This window comes from Streptomyces sp. CBMA123 (assembly GCF_014596465.1).
Taxonomy (GTDB): Bacteria; Actinomycetota; Actinomycetes; order Streptomycetales; family Streptomycetaceae; genus Kitasatospora.
This window is the reverse complement of sequence record NZ_MECK01000629.1, coordinates 22,098-32,781: the sequence shown is the minus strand read 5'-3', so window position 1 is coordinate 32,781 and position 10,684 is coordinate 22,098. Positions and strand designations below refer to the sequence as shown.

At 71.0% G+C, this 10,684-nt stretch carries 11 protein-coding genes and 1 pseudogene; 6 read left to right on the top strand and 6 right to left on the bottom strand.

From position 1 onward, the window contains the following. Window positions 1-151, bottom strand: a 151-nt coding sequence (locus tag BG452_RS42755) for an acyl-CoA dehydrogenase family protein (RefSeq protein ID WP_188309781.1), incomplete at its 3' end; no start/stop codon positions are given. A gap of 264 nt (window positions 152-415) precedes the next feature. On the opposite strand from BG452_RS42755, the gene BG452_RS42750 reads away from it, so the two are divergent. The 3 genes from BG452_RS42750 (at window position 416) to BG452_RS42740 (ending at window position 2,446) form a co-directional block, all read left to right on the top strand. Continuing rightward, window positions 416-1,753 (top strand): UDP-glucose dehydrogenase family protein, encoded by a 1,338-nt coding sequence (locus tag BG452_RS42750; RefSeq protein ID WP_188309780.1) that lies wholly within the window; start codon window positions 416-418, stop codon window positions 1,751-1,753. A 5-nt stretch (window positions 1,754-1,758) separates the two neighbouring features. Beyond that, complete coding sequence (locus BG452_RS42745) at window positions 1,759-1,965, top strand: hypothetical protein (protein WP_188309779.1); 207 nt, start codon at window positions 1,759-1,761, stop codon at window positions 1,963-1,965. Window positions 1,966-2,032: 67 nt separating this feature from the next. Continuing rightward, window positions 2,033-2,446 carry a CoA-binding protein gene (locus BG452_RS42740; protein ID WP_188309778.1) on the top strand — a complete coding sequence of 138 codons (414 nt, stop codon included), beginning with the start codon at window positions 2,033-2,035 and terminating at the stop codon, window positions 2,444-2,446. A gap of 9 nt (window positions 2,447-2,455) precedes the next feature. Here BG452_RS42740 and BG452_RS42735 read toward each other — a convergent pair whose 3' ends face one another. From BG452_RS42735 to BG452_RS42725, 3 genes are read right to left on the bottom strand one after another with little or no spacing between them, the layout of a single operon-like run. Next, complete coding sequence (locus BG452_RS42735) at window positions 2,456-3,661, bottom strand: dipeptidase (protein ID WP_188309777.1); 1,206 nt, start codon at window positions 3,659-3,661, stop codon at window positions 2,456-2,458. 51 nt (window positions 3,662-3,712) lie between these two features. Further along, entirely contained in the window at window positions 3,713-4,237 is a 525-nt protein-coding gene (purE, locus tag BG452_RS42730; protein ID WP_188309776.1) for a 5-(carboxyamino)imidazole ribonucleotide mutase, read from the bottom strand. After that, the gene (locus BG452_RS42725; RefSeq protein WP_188309784.1) at window positions 4,234-5,373 is read right to left on the bottom strand and encodes a 5-(carboxyamino)imidazole ribonucleotide synthase; all 1,140 of its coding nucleotides are present in this window, start codon (window positions 5,371-5,373) and stop codon (window positions 4,234-4,236) included. Before BG452_RS42725 ends, purE begins: the two co-directional genes overlap by 4 nt. 255 nt (window positions 5,374-5,628) lie before the next feature. On the opposite strand from BG452_RS42725, the gene BG452_RS42720 reads away from it, so the two are divergent. Together BG452_RS42720 and BG452_RS42715 are read left to right on the top strand one after the other, a co-directional pair. After that, window positions 5,629-6,186: a GtrA family protein gene (locus BG452_RS42720; RefSeq protein WP_188309775.1), complete on the top strand. Its 558-nt coding sequence runs from the start codon at window positions 5,629-5,631 to the stop codon at window positions 6,184-6,186. Window positions 6,187-6,322: 136 nt separating this feature from the next. Next, window positions 6,323-6,616: pseudogene (locus tag BG452_RS42715) on the top strand (ester cyclase); the annotation flags it as partial. 44 nt (window positions 6,617-6,660) lie between these two features. Here BG452_RS42715 and BG452_RS42710 read toward each other — a convergent pair. Both BG452_RS42710 and BG452_RS42705 read right to left on the bottom strand, forming a co-directional pair. Further along, the gene (locus BG452_RS42710) at window positions 6,661-7,908 is read right to left on the bottom strand and encodes a HAMP domain-containing histidine kinase (protein WP_188309774.1); all 1,248 of its coding nucleotides are present in this window, start codon (window positions 7,906-7,908) and stop codon (window positions 6,661-6,663) included. 89 nt (window positions 7,909-7,997) lie between these two features. Beyond that, entirely contained in the window at window positions 7,998-8,672 is a 675-nt protein-coding gene (locus BG452_RS42705; protein ID WP_030290974.1) for a response regulator transcription factor, read from the bottom strand. A 328-nt stretch (window positions 8,673-9,000) separates the two neighbouring features. On the opposite strand from BG452_RS42705, the gene BG452_RS42700 reads away from it, so the two are divergent. Continuing rightward, the gene (locus BG452_RS42700) at window positions 9,001-10,509 is read left to right on the top strand and encodes a peptide MFS transporter (RefSeq protein ID WP_188309773.1); all 1,509 of its coding nucleotides are present in this window, start codon (window positions 9,001-9,003) and stop codon (window positions 10,507-10,509) included. Window positions 10,510-10,684: the final 175 nt, after the last annotated feature.

The following is a 10,684-nucleotide window of genomic DNA, read 5'->3' as shown; positions in this document are numbered from 1 at the left end:
CCTCCTGCGGGAACCGCCCCTGCTCGTCCACCTCCGCCGCGAACGGAGCGATCTTCGCCTCGGCCAGCGAACGCACCGCCTCACGGAGCATCTGGTGCTCCTCGGAGATACGGAAGAGATCGAAGTCAGCCGCCCCTGCGCTGCCCGCCATGATGCCTGCCTCGTCGTCCAGTGACCGACGTCCGATCGACGCCTGGTCCGAGTCGAATCGCGGTTAACTACCGTTCAGTAGAGATCCTAGGGCTCCGACCTGCGGCTGCCTAGCGTCCTCGGGGCCGTCTGCGGGCCGTCGCCCGGAGGCCCGCCGGCCGCCCCCGAAACACCCCCCGAGTACGGGCGATCCCTGGCGACCCGGCCGGGACGGATAGCATCAGGGGCACCTCTACTGGTCGAACCCGCAACCCAAGGGGAACCCGTGACCCTCCGCATCTCCGTGATCGGCACCGGCTACCTCGGCGCCACGCATGCCGCCGCGATGGCCGAGTTCGGCTTCGAGGTGCTGGGTCTGGACATCGACCCCGAGAAGATCGCCACCCTCACCGCCGGCCGCGTCCCGATGTACGAGCCGGGCCTGTCCGAGCTGTTGCTCAAGCACGTGGCCGGGCACGAGGGCTCGACCGGGCGGCTGCGCTTCACCACCTCCGCCAAGGAGGCCGCCGAGTTCGGCGACGTCCACTTCGTCTGCGTCAACACCCCGCAGCGCAAGGGCGAGTTCGCCGCCGACATGTCGTACGTGGACACCGCGATCGACGAACTCGCGCCGCACCTGACCCGCCCGGCCCTGGTGGTCGGCAAGTCCACCGTGCCGGTCGGTTCGGCGGCCCGGCTGGCCGAGCGGCTGGCCGCGCTGGCGCCGGTCGGCGCGGACGCCGAACTCGCCTGGAACCCGGAGTTCCTGCGCGAGGGCTTCGCCGTCCAGGACACCCTGCGGCCGGACCGGATCGTGGTCGGCGCCCAGAGCGAGCGGGCCGAGCGGCTGCTGCGCGAGGTGTACGCGGAGCCGATCGGAGCCGGGGTGCCGTTCCTGGTCACCGACTACGCGACCGCCGAGCTGGTGAAGGCCGCCGCCAACTCCTTCCTGGCCACCAAGATCTCCTTCATCAACGCGATGGCCGAGGTCTGCGAGGCGGCCGGGGCGGACGTCACGCTGCTCTCCACCGCGCTCGGCCACGACGAGCGGATCGGCCGCAAGTTCCTCAACTCGGGCCTCGGCTTCGGCGGTGGCTGCCTGCCCAAGGACATCCGCGCGTTCATGGCCCGGGCCGGCGAGCTCGGCGCCGACCAGGCGCTGACCTTCCTGCGCGAGGTCGACTCGATCAACATGCGGCGCCGCTCCCGGATGGTCGAGCTGGCCCGCGAACAGTGCGGCGGCGGCTTCCTGGGCCGCCGGGTCGCCGTCCTCGGCGCCGCGTTCAAGCCCGACTCGGACGACATCCGGGACTCCCCCGCCCTCAACGTGGCCGCCCAGATCCAGCTCCAGGGCGCCCAGGTCACCGTCTACGACCCGAAGGCCGTGGAGAACGCCCGCAAGATGTTCCCGTCCCTGGCCTACGCCGACTCCGCCCTGGAGGCCGCCGAGGGCGCCCACGTCGTCCTCCACCTCACCGAGTGGGCCGAGTTCCGCGCGCTCGACCCGGCCGAGCTCGGCGCGGTCGTGGCCGAGCGCCGTCTGCTCGACGGCCGCAACGTCCTCGACGCCGACGCCTGGCGCGCCGCCGGCTGGACCTACCGCGCCCTGGGCCGCCCCAGCTGACGCCTGTGCCCCGCACCGACCTCGCCGCGCGGCCGGCCACCGCCTTCCCCCGCGTCCGCCCGGACAGCGACTCCCCCACCGGCCTCGACTACGGCAACGCCCACGAGGCGACCGGTGCCCACCCGAGTGGCCAGGCCGCCGTCCTCCGGCTCAAGGCGACCTACCGGGCCGACGGCACGGCCCAGGTGAAGCTCGCCGCCTTCACCACCTGAGCCGCCACCTGAACCGGCACCTGCACCGCCCCGGAATCCCGGACCCGCGACCGTCGTTGGCACCGGCATGACGAACTACGGCGACGAAGCAACGGTCCGCTCCATCCTCACCGGCAGCGGCGACACCTGGGCAGTGGTCGGACTGTCCAACAACACCGCCCGGGCCGCCTACGGCGTGGCCCAGGTCCTCCAGCGCTACGGCAAGCGGATCGTGCCGGTGCACCCGAAGGCCGAGACGGTCCTCGGCGAGCCCGGCTACGCCTCGCTGGCCGACATCCCGTTCGCGGTCGACGTGGTGGACGTGTTCGTGAACAGCGCGCTGGCCGGGGAGGTCGCGGACCAGGCGGTGGCGGTCGGGGCGAAGGCCGTCTGGTTCCAGCTCGGGGTCGTCGACGAGGCCGCGTACGGGCGGACCCGGGCCGCCGGGGTCCCGATGGTGATGGACAAGTGCCCGGCCATCGAGATCCCGCGGCTCGGCTGAGGCCTGAGGTCAGCCGTCCAGTTGGGCGATGGTCGCGATGGACGGCCGGCGGGTGGCCCGCAGGGTGGCGGCGACCGACTCGGCGTCGCGCAGGACGCGGACGGCGTTGTGCCAGGTGAGCTTGGCGAGGTCGGCCTCCGACCAGTGGCGGCCGAGGAGTTCGGCGACCAGGTTGGGGTAGCCGGCCACCGAGTCGAGGCCGTCCGGCAGGAAGGCGGTGCCGTCGAAGTCGCCGCCGATGCCGATGTGGTCGATGCCCGCGACCTCGCGCATGTGGTCGAGGTGGTCGGCGACGGTGGCCGGGGTGGCGATCGGGCGCGGGTGGGCGGCCTCGAAGGCGCGCTGGCGCTCCATCGCGGGCGGGGTGGTGTCCAGCGGGTGGAAGCCGTGGGCACGCATGTTCGCGTCGGCGGCCAGGGTCCACTCGATGGCGGCGGGCAGGATGAACTTGGGGACGAAGGTCGCCATCGCCACCCCCCCGTTGGCGGGCAGCTGGGCGAGCACGTCGTCCGGGATGTTGCGCGGGTGGTCGCAGACCGTGCGCGCGGAGGAGTGCGAGAAGACGACGGGCGCCTCGGTGACCCGCAGGGCGTCCCGCATGGTGTCGGCGGAGACGTGCGAGAGGTCGACCAGCATGCCGAGCCGGTTCATCTCCCGGACGACCTCCTCGCCGAACCGGCTCAGCCCGCCGGCCACCGGCTTGTCGGTCGCGGAGTCGGCCCACGGCACGTTGTCGTTGTGGGTGAGCGTCAGGTAGCGCACGCCCAGCTCGTACAGGGCGCGCAGGGTGGCCAGCGAGCAGTCGATCGAGTGGCCGCCCTCGGCGCCCATCAGCGAGGCGATCCGGCCCTCGGTGCGGGCGGCCTCCATGTCGGCGGCGGTACGGGCCAGGCGCAGCCGGTCCGGGTAGCGCTCGACCAGGGCGTGGACGAAGTCGACCTGCTCCAGGGTGGCGCTCACGGCGTGGTCGCCGGCCAGTGAGGCGGGCACGTAGACGGACCAGAACTGCGCGCCGACCCCGCCCTCCGCGAGGCGGGCGAGGTCGGTGTGCAGGCGGTCGCTCTGGTCGGCGGCGAGGTCGAGCGCGCCGAGGTCGTACCCGGCCTGCTCGCGCATCGCCCAGGGGAGGTCGTTGTGACCGTCCACCACGGGGGCGGTGCGCAGCAGGGCCCGGGCGCGGTCCAGCGGGGTGGGGGAGTCCGTCTGAGAAGTCATACGGGCTGTTCTACCCCACCCCCGCCGGGGGCCGTCCGCGCCGCCGGGGCCTTACTTGCCGAAGCCGAAGGAGGAGGAGCCGGCCACCTTGGCCCGGAGCTTCTTGCCCTTCTCGGTGGCCTGGTTGTTCAGCTCGGCCTGGAACTCGGCCATCTTTTCGGTGAGTTCCGGGTCGAAGGCGGCGAGCATCCGCACCGCGAGCAGGCCCGCGTTGCGCGCGCCGGCCACCGAGACGGTGGCCACCGGCACGCCGGCCGGCATCTGGACGATCGACAGCAGGCTGTCCATGCCGTCCAGGTAGCGCAGCGGCACCGGCACGCCGATGACCGGCAGCGGGGTGACGGAGGCGAGCATGCCCGGCAGGTGGGCGGCGCCGCCGGCGCCGGCGATGATCGCCTTCAGTCCGCGCCGGTGGGCGTTCTCGCCGTACGCGACCATCTCGCGGGGCATCCGGTGGGCGGAGACGACGTCCACCTCGTAGCGGATCTCGAACTCGTCCAGGGCCTGGGCGGCGGCCTCCATGACCGGCCAGTCGGAGTCCGAGCCCATCACGATGCCAACGACAGGGGTGGTCATTCGGTGATCGTTCCTCGCAGGTAGGCGGCCGCGTGGCGGGCGCGCTCGCGGACGTCGTCGAGGTCGTCCCCGAAGACGTTGACGTGGCCGACCTTGCGGCCGGGCTTCACGTCCTTCCCGTACATGTGGATCCGCAGCCCGGGGTCGCGGGCCATGCAGTGCAGGAAAGCGTGGTACATGTCCGGGTAGTCGCCGCCGAGGACGTTGACCATGACGGTCCACTTGGCGCGCGGCCGGGGGTCGCCGAGCGGGAGGTCGAGGACGGCCCGCAGGTGGTTCTCGAACTGCGAGGTGACCGCGCCGTCCTGGGTCCAGTGCCCGGAGTTGTGCGGGCGCATGGCCAGTTCGTTGACGAGGATCCGGCCGTCCCGGGTCTGGAACAGCTCGACGGCGAGGTGGCCGACGATGCCGAGGTCGCCCGCGATCCGCAGGGCGAGCTGCTGGGCCTCGTCGGAGAGGGCCGGGTCGAGGTCGGGCGCGGGGGCGGTGACCTCGGCGCAGACGCCGTTCTCCTGGACGCTCTCGACCACCGGGTAGGCGACGGCCTGGCCGCTGGGCGAGCGGACCACGTTGGCGGCCAGCTCGCGGACGAAGTCGACCTTCTCCTCGGCCAGCACCGGGACGCCGGCCAGGAACGGGGCCTGGGCCTCCTGCTCGTCGCCGACGACCCAGACGCCCTTGCCGTCGTAGCCGCCGCGGACGGTCTTCAGCACGACCGGGTACCCCTCGCCCTCGCCGGCGAAGGCGGTGACGTCGGCCGGGTCGGCGACGATCCGGTGCCGGGGGCAGGGCACCCCGATGGAGTCGAGCCTGGCCCGCATCACGCCCTTGTCCTGGGCGTTGACCAGCGCCTCCGGGCCGGGGCGGACGGCGATGCCGTCGGCCTCCAGGGCCCGCAGGTGCTCGGTGGGGACGTGCTCGTGGTCGAAGGTGATCACGTCGCAGCCGGCCGCGAAGCGGCGCAGGGTGTCGAGGTCCCGGTAGTCACCGAGGACGACGTCGGAGACCACCTGTGCGGCGGAGTCCTGGGGGGTGTCGGCGAGGAGCTTGAACCTGACCCCGAGCGGGATGCCCGCCTGGTGTGCCATGCGGGCCAGCTGCCCGCCACCGATCATGCCCACCACTGGAAAATTCACATTGCCCGGGGAAGTCACCCCGCCAGGATATCCGGGCCGGTGGGGGCCGTGGCGCCGCGGTGGGGCGGTGAGTAGTGGACGCGCGTAGATGTCAAACCCGCGCACGGACGGCTGACCCGTTCGATGGAAGCGGGTAGCCTGGACGGCTAGGTCCTCGTCCGCGCGGTCGGATCATGTGCGTGCACGCAGGGCCCAAGGGGTGCCCCCGGCCCAGTGGGACACCCTTTTCCCGTAGGTACATGGAGGCCACCCGGTATGGCGACGACCGCAGCTTCGAACCCCTCGCTCCTCCAGAAGGTGTCGAGCGGGTTTTCCGGCGAAGTCGTGAAGTTCGGCATCGTCGGCCTGAGCGGCGTGGTGGTCAACTTCGCCGTGTTCTGGGTCTGCATCAACGGGATGGGCCTGGCCTCACTGCGGTCCAACGTCGTCGCCACGGTGATCGCGATCGCCACCAACTACCTCGGCTACCGCTACTGGCTGTACCGGGACCGCGACGCCGCCTCCCGCAGGCGGGAGATCACCCTGTTCCTGGTGTTCAGCGGCATCGGCATGCTGATCGAGACCGGCGTGCTCGGCTTCTCCCGGTACGTGCTCGGCCTGGACACCAGCTACGAGCAGATCGGTGCCAAGGTGGTCGGCCTCGCCATCGCCACCGTGTTCCGCTTCATCTCGTACCGCACCTGGGTCTTCAAGGCCCTGCCGGAGCCCGAGCCGGCCGCACCGGCGGTCGTCGCCGCCAGCGGCCAGGAGCTCGCCGCCCAGGCCGAGCTGATGCTGGCCGCCGAGCAGATCCGCTTCGCCAAGGCCGAGTAGCGGCCGAGCGGCGCCCGCCTCCGGCTGCCCGGCCCGCCTCCGGTTGCCCGGCCCGCCTCCGCGAGAGGACAGTGGTGACGGAGGGCGAGCACGGCCGGCGGACGATCGAGGCCCAGGGGGTCCCAGGAGGCTCGCCATGGCGTTCGTCCAGATCATCGACTGCAAGACCGACAGGCTCGACGACCTCAACCGGCTCATGGACACCTGGGTCGAGGCCACCAAGGGCAAGCGGACCGCCTCGCACGCGGTGGTCGGCACCGACCGCTCGGACGCCCGCCACGTGGTGGAGATCGTGGAGTTCCCCTCCTACGAGGAGGCGATGCGGAACTCCCAGCTGCCCGAGACGGACCGGATCTTCCGCGAGATGGTGGCCCTCTGCGAGGCGCCGCCCACCTTCACCGACCTCGACGTGATCCGCGACTTCCGACTCGACGAGGCCCGGTGAACCAGCGCCTCGGCCGGGCCCGTGACGGGCTAGTCGTCGTGGCTGCGGCCGAGGAAGAGCGCGAACACCGCGGGCTTCAGCGAGAGCAGTTCCAGCCGCCCGCCGTCCGCCTCCGCGAGGTCGCGGGCGACGGCCAGGCCGATGCCGGTGGAGTTGCGGCCGCTGACCGCCCGCTCGAACACCCGGTTGCCGAGGTCCGCGGGCACGCCGGCGCCCTGGTCCTGTACCTCGACCACCACCGAGGTGCCGGAGGGCCGCACCCGAAGGGTGATCGTCCCGGCGCCGTGCATCAGTGAGTTCTCGATCAGGGTGGCGAGCACCTGGGCCACCGTCCCCGGGGTGCCGACCGCGGTGACCCCGTGCAGGCCCTCCAGGGACAGCACCCGGCCCCGTTCGCGCAGCGTCGGGCCCCACTCCTCCACCTGCTGCTTGATCACCTCGTCGAGGTCGAAGGCGACGGCGGTGGGGCTGCGCGGGTCGCGCTGGGTGGTGAGCAGCCGCTGGACGACGTCGGTGAGCCGCTCGACCTGCTGGAGGGCGATGGTCGCCTCCTCCTTGACGGTCTCCGGCTCCTCGGCGAGGGCGGTGATCTCCTCCAGTCGCATCGACAGCGCGGTGAGCGGGGTGCGCAGCTGGTGGGAGGCGTCGGCGGCGAGCCGGCGTTCGGCGGTGAGCATCCGGGCGATCCGCTCGGCGCTGGTGTCCAGCACCTCGGCGATCCGGTCCAGTTCGGGCACCCCGTAGCGGCGGTCGCGCGGGCGCGGGTCGCCGGAGCCGAGCCGTTCGGCGGTCTCGGCGAGGTCGGTGAGCGGCCGGGCGAGCCGTTTGGCCTGCCAGACGGCGAGCGCCACGGCGGCCTGGACGGCCAGCAGGGCGACCACGCCGAGCAGCAGCAGGTTGTTGGCGATCTCGTGGTCGACGTCCTCGCGGGACTGCTCGACGGTGACGATCTCGCCGCTGTTCCCGCGCTCGACGGCCCGCAGCAGGTGGTTCCCGGCCGGCCGGTCGCCGGCCGAGAGCACCTGCTGGCCGGGGATCTGCACCTCGACGTAGCTGCCCTCGGTGACCTGGCTCTCGAAGACGCGCCCCTCCTTGACCGACTCACCGGCGGTGAGCCGGCTCTCGACCAGGGCGAGCACCCGGACGGCGGTCGCGTCCACCCGGTCCTGGGCCGAGTTGGCGATGGTGCGCTTCTCGACCAGGGCGAGCGGCACGCAGAACACCACGACGACCACCAGGACGACGACCAGCAGCGAGTTGATCATCCGGCGTTTCACGCTGCTGCTCCCCGAGGTGTTCCGCTTCATCGGCCGCCGCCCGGCCACGATCTCCGTACGGGGCTGATTCTTCTCGACTCCGTACGGGGCTAATTCTTCTCGAACCGGAACCCGACTCCGCGCACGGTGGCGATGTAGCGCGGGTTCGCCGCGTCGTCGCCGAGCTTCTTGCGAAGCCAGGAGATGTGCATGTCCAGGGTCTTGGTCGAGGTCCACCAGGTGGTGTCCCAGACCTGCCGCATGATCTCCTCGCGGGTCACCACCCGGCCGGCGTCGCGGACCAGGACGCGCAGCAGCTCGAACTCCTTGGCGGAGAGGGTCAGCTCCTCCTCGCCGAGCCAGGCGCGGTGGGACTCGATGTCGATCTTCACCCCGTGCGCGCCGGTGGTGAGCTGGTCGACGTTGCCGCGCCGGAGCAGGGCCCGGACGCGGGCGAGCAGTTCGGCCAGGCGGAAGGGCTTGGTGACGTAGTCGTCGGCGCCGGCGTCCAGGCCGACCACGGTGTCCACCTCGTCGGCGCGGGCGGTGAGCACCAGGACGGGGCAGCTCTTGCCGTCGGCGCGCAGTCGGCGGCAGACCTCAAGGCCGTCCATCTCGGGCAGGCCGAGGTCGAGGACGACGAGGTCGACCTCCTCGGTGAGGCCGGCGGCGAGTGCGGTCGGACCGTCCTCGCGGACGAGCACCTCATAGCCCTCGCGTCGCAGGGCCCGGGCGAGCGGTTCGGAGATCGCCGGATCGTCCTCGGCGAGCAGCACACAGGTCATGTGGTGATGGTAGTCGGCTCGGGTATGCCCGTACGCCCTGTGAGGTAGTTCACAGAGCGTGATCGTTATACAAGGGTCCGTTCGGGGTCAACGGGGCGTCGCCTGCCGGTCGTTCGGCGAAGAATCTCCCCTTGGATCTTGAAACCTAAGGAAGAGATGCCTGACTACCATGGATAGGCCGGGAAGATCTGCCCCGAACTTTGCCATTCCCATACCTGATTCGTGGCTTTTGTCATCTGATAACGCCAAATATCGCCACGTAGAGTGGTTCAAGTTCGTCCGCCGCCACCCCCCTAGGCGGACGCGATCAGGCAAGGAACCACTACTCATGGCGTCTACGACCCTGGACACCGGCGTCACGTCGGCCACTCCCGGCGGCAAGACCTTCCTCGGCCACCCCCGGGGACTCGCCACTCTCTTCATGAGCGAGATGTGGGAGCGCTTCAGCTACTACGGCATGCGTGCCCTGCTGGTGCTCTACATGACCGCCTCCGTCGCGGACGGCGGCCTGGCCATGAAGACGGCCGTCGCCGCCGCCGTGTACAGCGTGTACACGGCCATGGTCTACCTGCTGGCCCTCCCGGGCGGCTGGATCGCGGACCGCTTCCTCGGCGCCCGCAAGACCGTCGCGGTCGGCGGCACGATCATCATGATCGGCCACTTCCTGCTGGCAGTCCCCTTCAGCGCGTCGTTCTTCGTCGGCCTCGCCTTCATCGCGGTCGGCTCGGGCCTGCTCAAGGCCAACATCTCGACGATGGTCGGCCACCTCTACGACGGCCCGAACGACCCGCGCCGCGACGGTGGCTTCACCGTCTTCTACATGGGCATCAACCTCGGTGCCTTCGCGGCCCCGCTGGTCATCGGCACCGTCGGCCAGAACGTCAGCTGGCACCTGGGCTTCGCCCTCGCCGGCGTCGGCATGGCCCTCGGCCTGGGCCAGTTCCTGCTGGGCACCCGCCACCTGAGCCCGAAGAGCAACGTCGTCACCTCGCCGATCACCCCGGACGAGAAGCGGAAGATCTTCACCAAGGCGGGCATCTGGCTGGCCGTCGCCGCCGTCTTCTACGGCGTCGTCGCCGCCACCGGCCACTTCACCATCAACTGGGCGATCTGGCCGCTGTCCATCGCGGGCCTGGCGATCCCGGTCCTGGTCTTCAGCAAGGTCAAGCGCGACAAGGACCTCGACGCCAGCGAGCAGTCCAAGATGAGCGGCTACATCTGGTTCTTCGTCGCCGCCGCCGTGTTCTGGATGATCTACGACCAGTCCGGCTCGACGCTGAACATCTTCGCCGACGAGCACACCGCGTCCACGCTGTTCGGGTTCAACTTCCCGTCCAGCTGGTTCCAGTCGCTCAACCCGCTGTACATCATGGCGCTGGCCCCGGTCTTCGCCTGGATCTGGGTCGCCCTGGCCCGCCGGTCGAAGAACCCCAGCACCACCATGAAGTTCGCCTTCGGTCTGCTGATGATCGGCGCCTCCTTCATCGTCATGATGCTGGCGATGGCCTCCGCGACCGGCGACACCAAGGTCACCCCGCTGTGGCTGGCCATGGTCTACCTGGTCCAGACCGTCGGTGAGCTCACCCTCTCCCCCGTCGGCCTGTCCGTCACCACCAAGCTGGCTCCCACCAAGTACGCCAGCCAGATGATGGGCGTCTGGTTCCTCGCCGTCACCGCCGGTGACTGCGTCGCCGCGATCTTCCAGCTGGTGCTGGGCGACAAGATCGTCGGCGGGACCGCGTACTTCGCGGTGCAGGGCGCCATGGCGATCGTGGCCGGCATCGCGCTGGCGATGTACCGCAAGAAGGTCGTCAAGCTCATGGGCGACGTCCACTGACGTCCGTCCCGCCCGCTCCGGGGCCGCCGTGGATTCCTGAGATCCACGGCGGCCCCGGCCGTTTTCCTCGGCCGTTTCCTCGGCCGTCCTCCTCCGTCCTCCTCGGCGTCTCTCGACGGCGGTGTGCTTCCCTCGGCGGTGTGCTTCCCTCGGGGGCGAATGCCCCTCGGCGACG